The 15,448-nt window shown below is 59.5% G+C and carries 13 protein-coding genes; 10 read left to right on the top strand and 3 right to left on the bottom strand.

The genetic code is table 11. The annotated features are described in order from the left end of the window. Positions 1-44 precede the first annotated feature (44 nt). On the bottom strand, positions 45-542 hold the full coding sequence (locus PSH69_RS10375; RefSeq protein ID WP_192379393.1) for a BCAM0308 family protein: 498 nt from the start codon (positions 540-542) through the stop codon (positions 45-47). A 297-nt stretch (positions 543-839) separates the two neighbouring features. Between PSH69_RS10375 and groL the strand changes: the two genes are divergently transcribed. The 3 genes from groL (at position 840) to PSH69_RS10360 (ending at position 4,895) form a co-directional block, all read left to right on the top strand. Beyond that, positions 840-2,456, top strand: coding sequence for a chaperonin GroEL (groL, locus tag PSH69_RS10370; RefSeq protein ID WP_305411904.1), 1,617 nt, complete (start codon positions 840-842; stop codon positions 2,454-2,456). Between the two features lie 131 nt (positions 2,457-2,587). Beyond that, the gene (gene ftsH, locus PSH69_RS10365; protein WP_305411903.1) at positions 2,588-4,414 is read left to right on the top strand and encodes an ATP-dependent zinc metalloprotease FtsH; all 1,827 of its coding nucleotides are present in this window, start codon (positions 2,588-2,590) and stop codon (positions 4,412-4,414) included. Between the two features lie 55 nt (positions 4,415-4,469). Beyond that, entirely contained in the window at positions 4,470-4,895 is a 426-nt protein-coding gene (locus PSH69_RS10360) for a potassium channel family protein (protein WP_111453728.1), read from the top strand. 16 nt (positions 4,896-4,911) lie between these two features. On the opposite strand, the gene PSH69_RS10355 is transcribed toward PSH69_RS10360, so the two are convergent. Continuing rightward, entirely contained in the window at positions 4,912-7,293 is a 2,382-nt protein-coding gene (locus PSH69_RS10355) for a phosphoketolase (protein WP_305411902.1), read from the bottom strand. Positions 7,294-7,509: 216 nt separating this feature from the next. Between PSH69_RS10355 and fnr the strand changes: the two genes are divergently transcribed. The 3 genes from fnr to PSH69_RS10340 all read left to right on the top strand — a co-directional run bounded on the left by fnr (position 7,510) and on the right by PSH69_RS10340 (position 11,259). Further along, positions 7,510-8,256: a fumarate/nitrate reduction transcriptional regulator Fnr gene (gene fnr, locus PSH69_RS10350; RefSeq protein ID WP_305411901.1), complete on the top strand. Its 747-nt coding sequence runs from the start codon at positions 7,510-7,512 to the stop codon at positions 8,254-8,256. A 33-nt stretch (positions 8,257-8,289) separates the two neighbouring features. Then, entirely contained in the window at positions 8,290-9,273 is a 984-nt protein-coding gene (locus PSH69_RS10345) for a zinc-dependent alcohol dehydrogenase family protein (protein ID WP_305411900.1), read from the top strand. A gap of 171 nt (positions 9,274-9,444) precedes the next feature. Beyond that, the gene (locus tag PSH69_RS10340) at positions 9,445-11,259 is read left to right on the top strand and encodes a DAHL domain-containing protein (RefSeq protein WP_305411899.1); all 1,815 of its coding nucleotides are present in this window, start codon (positions 9,445-9,447) and stop codon (positions 11,257-11,259) included. Positions 11,260-11,271: 12 nt separating this feature from the next. Here PSH69_RS10340 and PSH69_RS10335 read toward each other — a convergent pair whose 3' ends face one another. After that, positions 11,272-12,090 carry an aldo/keto reductase gene (locus PSH69_RS10335; RefSeq protein WP_305411898.1) on the bottom strand — a complete coding sequence of 273 codons (819 nt, stop codon included), beginning with the start codon at positions 12,088-12,090 and terminating at the stop codon, positions 11,272-11,274. Between the two features lie 246 nt (positions 12,091-12,336). Here PSH69_RS10335 and PSH69_RS10330 point away from each other — a divergent pair, with 246 nt between their 5' ends. From PSH69_RS10330 to PSH69_RS10315, 4 genes are all read left to right on the top strand, one after another. Next, complete coding sequence (locus PSH69_RS10330) at positions 12,337-13,125, top strand: alpha/beta hydrolase (RefSeq protein WP_305411897.1); 789 nt, start codon at positions 12,337-12,339, stop codon at positions 13,123-13,125. 279 nt (positions 13,126-13,404) lie between these two features. Then, positions 13,405-14,382 (top strand): NAD-dependent epimerase, encoded by a 978-nt coding sequence (locus PSH69_RS10325; protein WP_305411896.1) that lies wholly within the window; start codon positions 13,405-13,407, stop codon positions 14,380-14,382. 49 nt (positions 14,383-14,431) lie between these two features. Next, positions 14,432-15,172, top strand: a complete 741-nt coding sequence (locus PSH69_RS10320; protein WP_305411895.1) for a glycosyltransferase family 2 protein — start codon at positions 14,432-14,434, stop codon at positions 15,170-15,172. Continuing rightward, on the top strand, positions 15,169-15,447 hold the full coding sequence (locus tag PSH69_RS10315; protein WP_018928220.1) for a lipid-A-disaccharide synthase N-terminal domain-containing protein: 279 nt from the start codon (positions 15,169-15,171) through the stop codon (positions 15,445-15,447). Before PSH69_RS10320 ends, PSH69_RS10315 begins: the two co-directional genes overlap by 4 nt. Position 15,448 lies beyond the last annotated feature (1 nt).

Raw genomic sequence — 15,448 nt, 5'->3', positions numbered from 1 at the left:
TCACTTCTTCAAGTTCGCAGCGTCGAGTACACCCTCGCCCGGTTCTACTCATCACGCGTCCAGTCGATGTTCACCCCGAACTCATCATCGCTGTACTGATAATCGGCGTGCCCTTTGAAAGCCGCTTTCAGTGCATGACCCAGGCGGTTCGCGAGATGGATGCCCGTGGTGGTCACAACCAGCGCCCCCTCCGAATCGGTCAGACTCATGATGCGCTCCAGGGCATGCTCTGCTTTTTCCTTTTTCTCGGTGTTTTCGATCAGGTTGATGATTTCGTTTCGATGCGCGGGCAAGAAGCTGCCCGATAGCGTGAGCGTACCCGCCGGATGATTGTCATTGGTACGCTGACAGGCTGGGCAGGTCACTGATTGCGCATCATGAACCACCGTGTTTTCAGGAACTTTCCAGGTCCAGTTACCTGCCTGGTAAGCGGCCCCACACTGCGGGCAGACGGCAGAGCCTTCGATTTTCGGCAAGCAATAAGGATCATGGGCCGGTGTTTTGAACAGCTGGTTTTTCTGACTCTGCTGAAACTTGTCCATGGTCTTTCCTCGCAAATGAGTTGGCTAAAAATCCCACGCGAACCGTGTTTTCAAATCGCCCCCCTTCCAGTCAGGTCCACTGAAAACACGGTGTATTTGAAGATTTCATTTGGGCCCGGTTTGCTGCGGCGCAGGTTGATATTTGTCAATTCTGGCCAACAACCGACGGTCGATCATCCGAACGGTACGTACTGCGACTGCACGCCTGCCTGTGTGACTTTGTTGATAAAAATCAACGCTGCACGTGCCATTTCATAGAAGCTGAAACAATGCAGAACTCTTCAGGAGAACAACCTGATGGCTCACACTAAAATCCTGTTTCGTGCTGGCGCTCGCGAGAAAATCCTCAGCGGAGCCACACAATTGGCGGACGCTGTCCGGGTGACCCTGGGACCGAAATCGAAATCGGTGTTGATCCAGAATAAATGGGGCAATCCGACGGTCTGCAACGATGGCGTGACGATTGCCAAACGGATCGACCTGCTGGACCCCGAGGAGAATCTGGGTGCGCAAATGCTGCGTCAGGCGGCGGAACGCACCGGCGAGGCCGTGGGGGACGGGACCAGCACATCGACGGTCCTGGCCCATGCAATCCTGGCCGACGGCATCCGCAACGTCGTCGCCGGTGCCAGTGCGATCGACCTCAAGCGCGGTATGGACCGGGGGCTTTCTCTGGTCATGCAATCACTGCTGGCGCAATCGCGCCCGGTCAGCACGCCCAAGGAAAAGGCCCAGGTGGCCACGCTTTCGGCACACAACGACGCGGTCATCGGTCAGCTGGTGGCCGACGCTCTGGAAAAGGTCGGCATTGAAGGTGTTGTCAGTGTCGAAGAGTCCAAGACCACCGAAACAGTGGTCGAGGTCATGGAAGGGATGCGCCTGGACCGTGGTTATGTCTCGCCCTACTTCGTGACCGATACCGAGAAGATGCAGGCCGAACTCGACGATGCCTACCTGCTGCTCTGTGACCATAAGATCGGCGTGCTCAAAGACCTGCTGCCATTGCTGGAACTGATTGCCAAAAGCGGCCAGCCACTGGTCCTGATCGCCGACGACATAGAGGGTGAAGCGTTGACCACGTTGGTGGTCAACCAGATTCGAGGGGTATTGCGCGCGGTGGCGATCAAGGCGCCAGGCTTCGGTGATCGACGCAAGGAAATGCTTCAGGACATTGCCGTTCTGACCGGCGCAACCGTGATCTCCAATGAGTTGGGGATCAGCCTCGAACAGGTGGAATTGAGCCAGTTGGGCCGGGCTCATCGCGTCGTGGTGCAAAAAGACAGCACGGCGCTGATTGGCGGCGCAGGTACACGGGAGGCTATCGAGGCGCGCCTGCAACAGATCCGCGTGCAAATGGACAACACCACCAGCGATTACGACCGGGAAAAGCTTCAGGAACGCCTGGCCAGGCTGTCTGGCGGCGTGGCGGTAATCCGCGTCGGCGCGCCTTCCGAAGCTGAAATGAAATCGCGCAAGGATGCACTCGACGACGCGATTTCCGCGACCCGGGCGGCGATCGCCGAAGGCATTGTTCCGGGGGGCGGCCTGGCGCTGCTCAAGGCGGTACCGATGATCGCAGCCGAGGAAGCCAGCCATGAGGGCGATGTCAAAACCGGCCTGCAGATTCTGCGCCGGGCTCTGGAAGCACCGGCCCGGTTCATCGCTGAAAACTCGGCGGTGGATGCCGGCGTGGTCATTGCCCGCATGCTCGCCGAACCGGGCAACGTGGGCTTCGATGCGGCGGCCAATTGTTATGTGGACATGTACGAAGCCGGCATCATCGACCCGACCAAAGTGGTACGCATTGCCCTGGAAAATGCCGTGTCGGTCGCCAGTGTCCTGCTGCTCACCGAGGCGACCATGACGGATATTCCAGAAAAGGAATCGCCTGCCCAGCCACCGTATCCTGAATGACCGGCACGAGGTGAGGTGATCTGTGCACATCATCCGGCGCCCTGCGCGAGGGAGAAGCTGAAGCAGGCTATCTTTATTAAATGGGTTGGCCGCGGGCTTACCGATATGCGTTCCCACTCTGAGCCAAGGCCATGAAAAAGAACGACCAGTGGAACCTGTCCTACTTGGCGATTGCTTTTATCGTCATGGGCCTCATGCAGGTCTTCTTTGTCGAGCGCCAGGCCGTGCAGCCCCTGCCCTACAGCCAGTTCATGCAATTGTTGAACGAGCAAAAAGTCAGTGACTTGCAGATCGACAAAGACCGGATCAGCGGCAAATTGGTGGAACCCATCGACGGACGCGACCGGTTCTCCACGGTGCGGGTCGATCCGTCGCTGGCGACCGAACTCTCCCAATCGGGCGTCGGTTTTACCGGAGTCAACGAAAACACCTTTATGAACAGCCTGTTGGGCTGGTTGTTGCCGTTCATAATGATCATGGTGTTCTGGCATTTCCTGTTTCGCGGGATGGCGGACAAACAAGGCCTTGGCGGGTTGATGAATGTCGGCAAGTCGCGGGCCAGGATCTTTGTCGAACGCGACACCGGAGTGACCTTCGCCGATGTCGCGGGCATTGACGAAGCCAAGGCCGAACTGGTGGAAATCGTCTCGTTCCTCAAGGACAAGGCCCGATACGCACGCCTGGGCGCGCACATTCCCAAGGGCACTTTGCTGGTCGGCCCGCCCGGCACCGGCAAGACCCTGGTGGCCAAAGCCATCGCCGGTGAAGCCGGTGTGCCGTTTTTCTCGATTTCGGGGTCCGAATTTGTCGAAATGTTCGTCGGGGTCGGTGCGGCCCGGGTCCGCGACCTGTTCGAACAGGCCCGCCAGGCGTCACCCTGCATCATCTTCATTGACGAACTCGATGCGCTGGGCAAGATGCGTGGCGTCGGCGTATTAGGTGGCAATGACGAAAAAGAACAGACCCTCAACCAGTTATTGGCCGAGCTGGACGGCTTCGATCCGCGTGAGGGCGTGGTGTTGCTGGCTGCGACCAACCGGCCGGAGGTCCTTGATCCGGCGTTGTTGCGCGCCGGGCGCTTCGACCGGCAAATTCTGATCGACCGACCCGATCGCAGAGGCCGGGAAGCGATCCTCAAGGTTCACCTCAAGAAAATCACCGTGGAACCAGGCCTCGATGGCGCACGTATCGCCGAAATCACCACCGGTTTCACCGGCGCCGACCTGGCCAACCTGGTGAACGAAGCGGCCATCGTCGCCACCCGCCGCGGCGCCGATGCCGTCAACCTGAATGACTTCACGGCCGCGGTAGAACGCCTTATCGCGGGGCTCGAACGAAAGAGCAACCTGCTCGATCCCGACGAGCGCCGGGTGGTGGCCTATCACGAGATGGGGCATGCTCTGGCCGCCAGCAGCCTGCCAGCCATGGACCCGGTGCATAAAGTGTCGATCGTGCCCCGGGCCATCGGCTCGCTGGGCTATACCTTGCAACGACCGACCGAGGATCACTTCCTGATCAGTTGCCAGACACTCAAGGACCGGATTGTCGTGCTGATGGCCGGACGCGCCGCCGAGGACCTTGTCTACGGCCAGATCTCCACCGGGGCCGCCGACGATCTGGGTCGCGCGACCGATATCGCCCGGCAACTGATCACACGCTTCGGCATGAGCCCCGAACTCGGGCAGTCAGTACTGGAGAAGCAAACCCCAACGTACCTGGGAGATCGCATGGCCACGATGGGCGAAAAGGATTATTCGGAACAGACAGCCCGGGAAATCGACCTGGGTATTCGCGCCCTGCTCGATGAAGCCTACCAACGGGCCAAGGCGCTGCTTCAGAGTCGTCGGGCCGACCTGGACGAGGGCGCCCGCCTGTTACTGGAAAAGGAAACCCTCACGCCCGAGGAGTTCCCGGCGCTGATGCCATTCAAGCCCACCCCGGCATTACCAGCCCCATGACGCTGCGAACAATCGCCCGCAGACGGCGCCCTGCCCCCATCGCTGAAGGCTCATCATGTTCGCAGTCACGCTAATCAACACGTTGGTGGTGGTCATCACGGTGGTGATTCACTACGAATGCCTGCTGCGCCTGAACGATTGGCTGCCCAGGCTCAAACTCTGGAGCCGCTTTCGGATCGTCGTCGGGGTATTCGGCGCGATGGCGGCCCATGCGTTAGAAGTCTGGTGTTTCGCGCTGGTCTATTACCTGCTGATCCGCTCCGGTGAATGGGGCAGCCTGAGCGGCAATTTCGATGGTTCGTTCATGGACTGCGTGTACTTTTCCTTCACCACGTTCACGACTATCGGTTTCGGCGATATTTCACCCATGGGTAACCTCAAGTACCTGACCGGGTTGGAGGCACTGACGGGACTGGTGCTGATTTCCTGGACCGCTTCGTTCCTGTTTCTGGAGATGCAGAAGTACTGGAAGAGCAAGTAACGCCCAGCGCCGTCCATCAGCCCTGATTGCCCGGCGCGGGCGTCCATTGCCACTCCATCACTTCGGGCATGTCCTGCCCGTGTTCGATAAGGTAAAGCTTGTGTTTCTCCATCGTCGCCCAGTAGCGCGCCCGGGCGGTCTGGAGCTGATCGTGCAGTCGGGGCACGCGCTCGATGACATCCAGGGCCAACTGATACCGATCCAGGTTATTGAGCACCGCCATGTCGAACGGCGTGGTGGTCGCCCCCTCGTCCTTGAACCCGCGAACATGGAAGTTTTCATGATTGGTGCGCTTGTACAGCAGCCGGTGGATCAGCGCGGGGTAGCCGTGGAACGCAAAGATCACCGGCCGGTCGACGGTAAACAGTTCATCGAAGGCACTATCGGGCAAACCGTGGGGATGGTGGTACGACGGCTGCAGGACCATCAGGTCGACGACATTGATCACCCGCACCCGCAGATCCGGCACGTATTCGCGCAGCAAAGTGACCGCCGCCAGGGTTTCCAGGGTCGGAACGTCGCCGGCACAGGCCATCACCACGTCCGGATCGCTGTCATCGCGGCAGGCCCAGTCCCAGCGTCCGATACCGGCCTGGCAATGACGAATGGCGGCATCGATGTCCAGCCACTGCCACTCCGGTTGCTTGCCGGCCACGATCACGTTGATGTAGTTGCGGCTCCTGAGGCAGTGATCGGCCACTGACAGCAGGCAATTGCCATCGGGCGGCAAGTAGATCCGCACCACGTCCGCCGTTTTGTTCGCCACCAGATCGATGAACCCCGGGTCCTGATGGGAAAAACCGTTGTGGTCCTGGCGCCAGACATGGGAGGTGAGCACATAGTTGAGCGAGGCCACGGGTTTGCGCCACGGCACTTCGGCGGCGGTTTTCAGCCATTTGGCATGCTGGTTGAACATCGAGTCGACGATGTGGATGAACGCCTCGTAACAGGAAAACACCCCATGACGGCCGGTCAGCAAATAACCTTCGAGCCAGCCTTCGCACACCTGTTCGCTCAGAATCTCCATCACCCGGCCATCGGTCGACAGATTGACGTCATCAGGCCCCAGCGGCTCCATCCACGCCTTGGCACTGACTTCATACATTGCATCCAGCCGGTTCGAGGCGGTTTCGTCCGGACCGAACAGGCGAAAATTGCTCGACGTCAGATTGCATTTCATCACGTCGCGCAAAAACCGGCCCAGCACCCGCGTGGCCTCTGCCCGCAGGCCACCGGGCGCCTCGACGTTCACCGCATACTGGGTGAACCGTGGCAGATCCAGCGCGCGCAACAGCAGCCCACCGTTGGCGTGGGGGTTGGCGCTCATTCGCCGATGGCCGGTCGGCGCCAACGCCGCGATCTCGGGCAACAGGGTGCCATTGGCGTCAAACAATTCGTCAGGGCGGTAACTGCGGAGCCATTCCTCCAGTTGCCGCAGATGCTGCGGCTGCTGGAAGTCGGCCAAGGGCACTTGATGCGCCCGCCAGGTGCCTTCGACCCGCTGGCCATCGACGAATGTCGGCCCCGTCCAGCCCTTGGGCGTGCGCAAGATCAGCATTGGCCACAGGGGCCGCTCCAGCGTCCGGGCCGACGATCGTTGACGCGCGCCCCGCTGAATGTCGCGAATCTCCTGCACGATGGTGTCCAGCGTTCTGGCCAGGGTTTGATGAACCTCTGCCGGGTCATCGCCTTCGACGAAATACGGGTCGTAGCCATAGCCGTACATCAACGCCGACAACTCCTCCTCGCTGATGCTGGAGAGCACCGTCGGGTTGGCGATTTTGTATCCGTTCAAATGCAGAATCGGCAACACCGCCCCGTCACGCGCCGGGTTGAGAAACTTGTTGGAATGCCAACTGGCCGCCAGCGCCCCGGTTTCCGCCTCGCCGTCGCCAATCACACACGCCACGATCAGGTCCGGGTTGTCGAACGCGGCGCCATAGGCATGGGCCAGGCTGTAGCCCAGCTCGCCGCCTTCATGGATCGATCCCGGAATCTGCGCCGACACATGGCTGGAAATGCCATAAGGCCAGGAAAACTGCCGAAACAGTCGGGCCAGGCCATTGGTATTGCGCCCCACCGACGGGTTGAATTCGGTGTACGTGCCTTCCAGGTAGGTCTGGGCCACGATGGCCGGCCCGCCATGCCCGGGGCCGGCGATGAAGATCATGTTCAGGTCGTGGGCCGTGATCAGGCGATTGAGGTGCGTATAGATCAGGTTCAACCCCGGCGTCGTGCCCCAGTGCCCCAGTAACCGTGGCTTTACATCCGTCAGTGTCAGCGGCACCGCCAGCAGCGGATTGTCCTTGAGGTAGATCTGCCCGACCGCCAGGTAATTGGACGCCCGCCAGTAGGCATCCAGCCCTTCCAGCTGCTCGGCACTCAGAAAATCGCTCATGACGTCCTCCGCCAGGGCTTCGGTTTAAACCGCAAGATATGCGTCGATTCTGGGTGTCTGCACGGCCTAAGACTTGATTTACATCAAGTCTTAGGCCGTCTATCCCGGCTCAACAGGAACAAGCTTTTCCCCGCTCATCGACTCTATCTGTAAACGCCCGATTGAAACGGGGGATCCGAACTATGCTCTAAGCTCCTGTCAGGGGGGACTTTTGCAATGCCTGAAACCCGGCCGTATCAACATCATTATCTGAAAGCCGCGTGTGCCAATTGCAGCGTTCTGGAGTTGTGTCTGCCGATTGGCTTGACCAGTCACGAAGTCGAACGGCTGGATACCCTGATCATTCAGCGTGTAAAGGTTAAAAAAGGTGCAGCCCTGTACCGGGCCGGCGATCCGTTGCGCTCGCTCTACGCGGTGCGGATTGGCTCATTCAAGACCAGCATGCTGTCGGTCGACGGTCGCGAGCAGGTCACCGGGTTTCAGATCCCCGGCGAGATGCTCGGTCTGGACGCCATCAGCGACGATCATCACACCTGCAGTGCCTTTGCCCTGGAGGACAGCGAAGTCTGCCCCTTCAACTTCACCCAACTGGAGAAGCTCGCTCTGGAGCTGCCCTCGTTGCAGCACAACATGAACAAGATCCTGAGCCGGGAAATCGTCCGTGAGCACAACCTGCTGATGATGATGGGCAACATGAACTCCGATGAACGCCTGGCCGCCTTCCTGCTGAACCTGTCGCAACGGCTGAGTATTCGGGGTTACTCGTCCCGAGATTTTGTGCTGAAGATGCGTCGCGAAGAGATCGGCTCCTACCTGGGCCTGCGTCTGGAAACCATCTGTCGGGGCATCGCTCATCTACGGGACTCGGAACTGGTCGAGATTTCCGGGCGTAACGTCAAAGTGCTGAATCTGGACGGGCTCAAGCAACTGGTCGCCGGCTGCCACCGGGAGTCCCCCCCCTGACGCCTGCGGTGCATCGGTTTTAGGAGAATCGTCATGCGCGCCATGGTTCTGCATGCCCCCGGCCAGCCGCTGCAACGGGAAGAACGTCCCGTGCCGCGGCCCGGCGCGCAGCAACTGTTGATCAAGGTGTTGGCCTGTGGCGTGTGCCGCACCGACCTGCATTTGATGGACGGTGAATTGCCGCAAGCAGTGCTGCCGCGGGTGCCGGGCCATGAAATCGTCGGTGAAGTGACGGCGGTGGGTGGCGACGTTTCGCCCGACTGGGTCGGCAAGCGCGTCGGCGTTCCCTGGCTTGGCTGGACGTGCGGTGAGTGCACGTTTTGCTGCTCGGGCCGGGAAAACCTCTGCGACCGGGCGCAGTTCACCGGCTGTCATCTGGATGGCGGTTATGCCGACTACACGGTTGCCGATGCCCACTTTTGTTTCCCCCTCCCGGACGCGCTCTCGGCCACCGAAGCCGCACCGCTGCTGTGCGCCGGGCTGATCGGTTTTCGCGCCTTGCAAATGGCCAAAGGCGCACGCCACCTGGGCCTCTATGGCTTCGGCGCGGCGGCGCATCTGGCAATTCAGGTGGCGCGGGGACGGGGGCAGCAGGTGTACGCCTTCACTCGACCGGGTGACAGCGAGGGCCAGGCTTATGCCAGGACGCTGGGAGCCGTGTGGGCAGGCCCTTCGGATCAGCCGCCACCGCACTCGCTCGACGCCAGCCTGATCTTCGCCCCTGTCGGAGCACTGGTGCCATTGGCACTGGAAGCCACCGTCAAGGGCGGTTGTGTGATTTGCGCAGGCATCCACATGAGCGACATCCCCGGTTTCCCTTATCGACTGCTGTGGGGCGAACGCAGCGTCCGCTCGGTGGCGAACCTGACCCGCGAAGACGGCACGGCGTTTTTTGCAGAGCTGCGTCATACGCCCGTGCACAGCGACGTCACCTGTTTTGCCCTGGACGATGCCAATCAGGCGCTGGCAAGCCTCCGGGCCGGTCAGGTCAAAGGCGCGATCGTGCTCGTCCCCTGACGCTCGCCCCTGCCGTTCGGTGTTTTTTCCGGCACCGTCCACTAACAACGCTAGGCTTACGGATGACGTGGCGATGCCTCGTCATTCTGCAGGGAGCGCAAAAAATGGAATTAATTGACCGTTGGCAGCCTCTCTCTCTCAGGACAGCCTGTATCAGGGAGGAATGCCGCCATGCAGATTTCTAATCATTACAAATGGTCTGCCTTGGCAGCCATTGCACTGACCCTCTTCAGCGTACTGATATTTTTGCTGATCAAATCCTACTCGTACGACACATCGACCTACTTCGAATCGCGCGACTTCGTTCGTCAACTCAAGCAATACGATGCCAATTGGAACGTGAAGCTCCTGCGAGCCAAAATCGGCATGAACAACAACCTGTTGCTGGTGGCGCCGCCTGAAGCGGAAGAGCGCTGGCAACAGCTCGATAGCCTCAACGCTGTCGGCCCACTCCCGACCCTTTGGCAAACCCGACGCCAGGGTTATCTGGAGGCGGTAGAAAACAAAGCCCGGTTGGTTGAGCAATTCAAACAGCACAACACGGCCTTGCGAACAGCATTCGAGGCCCTGCCTACGCTGGAAGATGCCATTCGGGTGTTGCAGGAAGATTCCAACGACAAACTCTCGTCGGTGGATGCCCGGGCGGCCTCAGTGGTGTTCGACCTTACCTTGGATACCCTTGAATACGCCCTCTATGTCAGCAGCGAACGGGCCGAAGAAATCTCCGGGCATCTGAAATATCTGGATGAATACATCCATCAACTACCGACTGAACAGCGCCCGCCTTTCACTGCCTTGGTAGAGGCTGTGAATGCCATTGTTCGAGAGCAGCCCATCGTCAATGACCTGGTTGATCGCATCAGTGTCATTCCGGTTGCACAGCAACTGGACAGCATCAACGAATTATTGAACGAGACACAACGGCGCACAGCCGCGACAGACCGCCAATACCACCTCTACCTGGGGATCTGCGCCGGCATCATGGCGCTGCTGTTGCTGTACCTGGCCGCCCGTCTGATTCGCAGTTATGCGCTGATCAACAAGATGAACAACCAATTGCAGACGGCAAACGAGCGACTGGAGCAACGCGTCGAGGAACGCACCCGCGAACTGCTGGAAGCCGAGCGCGAACTGATCGACGCCGCGCGGATGGCCGGTATGGCAGAGATCGCGACCAACGTGCTGCACAACGTCGGTAATGTGTTGAATAGCGTTAACGTCTCCGCGGAATTGATCACCCGCAAATTGTCGACCAGCAAAACCCTCGGCCTGGGAAAAGCGGTAAAAATGATCAATGAACATGCCGAAGACCTGGGGCAGTTCATGACGCACGATGAAAAAGGCAAGTTGCTGCCCCTTTACTTCAATCAACTGGTCGATTCCATCGCGGCCGAGCAATCGAGCATCGTTGACGAGCTGGCGCAACTCACCAAGAGCATCGATCACATCAAGGATATTGTTGCCACCCAACAGGCCTATGCCGGCGCCGCCCGGCTGGTCGAGCCGCTGAATGTCGTCGATCTGTTCGAAGATGCGTTACGCATGAATTCCGGTGCCTTGAATCGGCACCATGTGACGGTCACCAAAGACTACCAGGCCACGCCGACCATCATCGGCGACAAACACCGTCTGCTGCTGATCCTGATCAACCTGATCAGCAATGCCAAATATGCGCTGTCGAAAGTCAGCGATCATGAGCGCCACATGACGCTGGGCGTCAGGATCATCGATAACGCAACGCTATGCTTCAGCGTCAAGGACGAGGGTGAAGGGATCGCTGCCGAAAACATGACCCGCATCTTCAATCACGGCTTCACCACACGCAAGGAAGGCCATGGATTCGGCCTGCACAGCTGCGCGCTCGCGGCGGTGGAAATGAACGGGCACCTTCGCGTCCATAGCGATGGACCCGGCCGGGGAGCGGTTTTTACCCTGGAGATTCCGCTGGAGACGGCGCAAGTATTGCCAGCCGCCGTAAGCCTGTAGCCGTCAACCTGGCTACCCCACCAGCGCAATCAATTGCTGGCGCTGTGCATCCGTGAGCATCGGGCCTCCACCTGCACCGGCGTTTTCCGCCATGTAGCGCGGGTTGCCGGTGCCGGGGATGACGCAGGTCACCGCCGGATGAGCCAGCAGGAACTTGAGCGCCAGTTGCGCCCAGCTGTTGATCCCCACTTGCGCAGCCCATCCCGGTAGCGGTTTGCCTTTCAATCGAGCGATCAGGCCGCCGCCACCGAAGGGCCGATTGCAGATCACCGCCACACCGCGCTCACGACACAGCGGCAGGATTCGCTTTTCGACAGCGCGGTCGTCCAGGGCATAGTTGATCTGCAAAAAATCCATCGGTTCGGCTTTCAACACCGCCTCCACTTCGTCGTAGGCCGACGCCGTGTAATGGCTGATGCCGATGTAGCGGATGCGCCCTTCTGCCTTCCATTGACGCAAGGTCGGCAAATGGGTTTTCCAGTCCAGCAGGTTGTGAATCTGCATCAGATCGATCCGGTCGGTCTGCAACAGTTTGAACGACTGCTCCATCTGCGCGATACCTTCTTCGCGGCCACGGGTCCAGACCTTGGTGGCCAGGAAGGCCGGCGAGCGCGGCCGATGGATCGACAGCAACTCACCGGTGGTCTGCTCGGCGCGACCGTACATGGGCGAACTGTCGATCACCTTTCCACCCTTCTCGAACAACGCGCTGAGCACCGCCTGCAGTTGCTTGTAAGCGGCGTCGGCAGGCGCGACATCAAAACCGCGATAAGTACCCAAGCCGACGATGGGCAACGGCTCGTTGCTGGAAGGAATCGCTCGGGTCAGCATGTTCTTGTCTCCGTGTGGCGAGGGGGCTTGCCCCCGTTCGGCTGCGCAGCAGTCGTAAAACCATTGCATGTGGTGTACCGCGATTGCAGGTTTTGGGGCCGCTTCGCAACCCAACGGGGGCGAGCCCCCTCGCCACAGGTGCTCGCACCCACACGGGCACTGGGCGGCGCGCCTGCACAGCTGAAATTGCTGGACTACACTCTGGCGACGCTCCAGCAATAGCTGTCTCAAGGCCCGAAGCAGTCCATGCCGTCCATTAAACTTAGCCGAATGTCGCGAACCCTGGTGTCTCTCTTCGCTTTCATTGCCGTTGCATACCTGCTGCTCTGCGTCGCGCTGTTCGTGTTTCAACGGGCCCTCATCTACTACCCGCAACCTCGCGCCATCGACACACCCGAATCGCTTCTTACCTTGTCAGTCGCCGACGCGCAGGTGCAGGTGACCGTCAGGCCGCACGACGGGCCGAAGGCGTTGATCTACTTTGGTGGCAATGCCGAGGACGTTTCCCGCAGTTTGCCCGGGTTTTCGCAGGCATTTGCGGATCATGCGATCTACTTGCTGCATTACCGAGGCTACGGTGGCAGTACCGGGTCGCCGTCCGAGGAGGCGATTCAGCGTGACGCCATGGCCTTGTTCGACTATGTCTACAACAGCCATCCCGATATTGCAGTGATCGGACGCAGCCTGGGTTCAGGCGTTGCCGTGCGTCTGGCCAGCCAGCGCCCGGTGTCGCGGCTGATCCTGATCACGCCCTACAACAGCCTGGAAGACCTCGCCGCCCGCCAGTTTCCCTGGTTCCCGGTGAAATGGCTGTTGCAGGACAAGTTCGAATCCTGGAAATACGCCGCTCACATCACCGTCCCGACGCTGTTGGTTGCGGCCGAGCACGACGAAGTCATACCGCGCGCAAGCACAGACCGGCTCTACACCCATTTCGCCAGAGGCGTGGCCTCGCTGCAGGTCATACCGGACACGGGCCACAACTCGATCTCCGAGAGCCCCAACTACCTGCAAATGCTAGGCGCCGCGTTGTGAGCGCCCTCACACCAGCACGCCTTTAAGCAGGCGGTCAGAAAAACGAAGTAATTACTTAACGTTTTTTTTACAATCCAACTGGCAGGGTATACGGCTGCCATTTCTGCGGCTCATGATGTGCACTGCACAGAACTTTACCAATACAATGGAGCAAGGCATGGAGCCAATGGTGGCAACAAGCCCAAAAAATATACTGATCAGCGAGTACTTACAGGGGATTGTGATGCAAAAGCGCCCTTTGCGCAGAATCGGAATCAGTCACGCACAGGCGCAGGCCTCATGACGGTTCTGGTTACTGGCGCCGCCGGTTTTATTGGGTATCACACCGTCAAGCGTTTGTGTCAAGAAGGCCTTGAAGTCGTCGGTATCGACAATCTCAACGACTATTACAGCGTAGAACTCAAACACGCACGGCTCAAAGAGCTGGAATCGTTGCCGGGCTTTCGTTTCCAGGCCATGGACATCGTCGACAAACCAGCCTTGATGGCCTTGTTCAAAGACCATGCTTTCACCGAGGTTGTGCACCTGGCCGCCCAGGCGGGTGTTCGCTATTCACTGGACAACCCGGATGTCTATGCGCAGTCCAATCTGGTGGGTTTTCTGAATGTGCTGGAAGCTTGCCGGCACCATCGCCCCGCGCATCTGATCTATGCCTCAAGCAGCTCGGTGTACGGCACCAACAGCAAAATGCCGTTCAGTGTCGAAGACGCCGTCGATCACCCTATTTCGCTGTACGCCGCCAGCAAACGCGCCAATGAACTGCTGGCGCACAGCTATTGCCATCTCTATGGCCTGAAAGCCAGCGGCCTGCGCTTTTTCACCGTTTACGGACCTTGGGGGCGCCCCGACATGGCGCTGTTCAAGTTTACCGAGGCGATCCTGAAAGGCTTGCCGATCGACATCTATAACCATGGCCAGATGTCGCGCGATTTCACCTATGTCGACGACATCGTTGAAAGCGTCGCCCGCCTGCGCTCCAAGCCACCGGTGCCGAACGAGCCGGGCGCTGGCGTAAACCGGATTTTCAACATCGGCCGTGGCCAACCCGTGCCGCTGCTGGAGTTTGTCGACTGCCTGGAATCGGCGCTGGGCATCAAGGCCCAACGTAATTTCATGCCGCTACAGGCAGGCGATGTGATCAAGACCTGGGCCGACATTTCGGCGCTGGCCGAGTGGGTCGATTTCCGCCCTCAAGTGGCGGTTGAAACTGGCGTAGCGGAATTTGTGAAGTGGTATCGCCACTTCTATCAGATATAAAACGTTAGCCCTTGATAAAAATAGACCAGGGAGCAAGGGAGAGGACTCTATGAGCCAAGACATTTTTGTATCTGTATTGATTCCAGCAAAGAACGAAGCAAACAACCTCAAGCCGTTACTTGAGGAAGTCCGCGCCGCATTGAACGGTGAGGCCTACGAAATCATTGTGGTGGACGATGGCAGCACCGACTCCACCCTGCATGAGCTGCGGCAGCTGAAAAACAATGGCCTGGACGCGTTGCGCATCCTGCGCCATGAGCGCTCGCTGGGGCAAAGCACCTCGCTCTACCACGCGGCAATCGCCGCCCGGGGGCAATGGCTGGCCACGCTTGATGGCGACGGTCAAAACGACCCCGCGGACATCCCCGGAATGCTGGCGCTGGTGCGCGGTGAAAAGGGTCTGGTCGACGTTCAGCTGGTAGCCGGGCACCGGGTCAACCGCCGCGATACCGCAAGCAAGCGCTGGGCTTCGCGCTTCGCCAACGGGCTGCGTCGCCGCCTGCTCAATGACGATACCCCGGACACCGGCTGCGGGCTGAAGCTGATCGAACGCGCGGCGTTTCTGCGCCTGCCGTACTTCGACCACATGCATCGGTACATTCCCGCGCTGATCCAGCGTCACAACGGCCGCATGATCGTCCACCCGGTCAACCACCGGCCCCGCACCGCGGGTGTGTCCAAATACGGCAACATCGACCGCGCCCTGGTGGGTATTCTCGACCTGTTCGGTGTGTGGTGGCTGATCAAGCGCACGCGGTTGAACACCAACGCGCAGGAGATTGAAGGATGAACCTCTCCCGCGAAACCCTGTGGCTGGTGGTCGGTTTCGCCGGCCAGATCGCCTTTACCGGTCGCTTCATCCTGCAGTGGCTGTACAGCGAATACAAAAAACGCAGCGTGATCCCGGTGAGTTTCTGGTACCTGAGCATTGTCGGCAGCGCCCTGCTGCTCGCTTATGCCATTTACCGGGCAGACCCGGTGTTCATCGCTGGCCAGGCCTTTGGTTCCATCGTCTATCTGCGCAATTTGCAATTGATTGCCCGCACCAAACACCTGAAGGACTGAG

This window comes from Pseudomonas sp. FP1740 (assembly GCF_030687165.1).
GTDB lineage: Bacteria > Pseudomonadota > Gammaproteobacteria > Pseudomonadales > Pseudomonadaceae > Aquipseudomonas.
The sequence above is the reverse complement of the archived record's forward strand: the minus strand, read 5'-3'. Positions and strand labels throughout refer to the sequence as shown.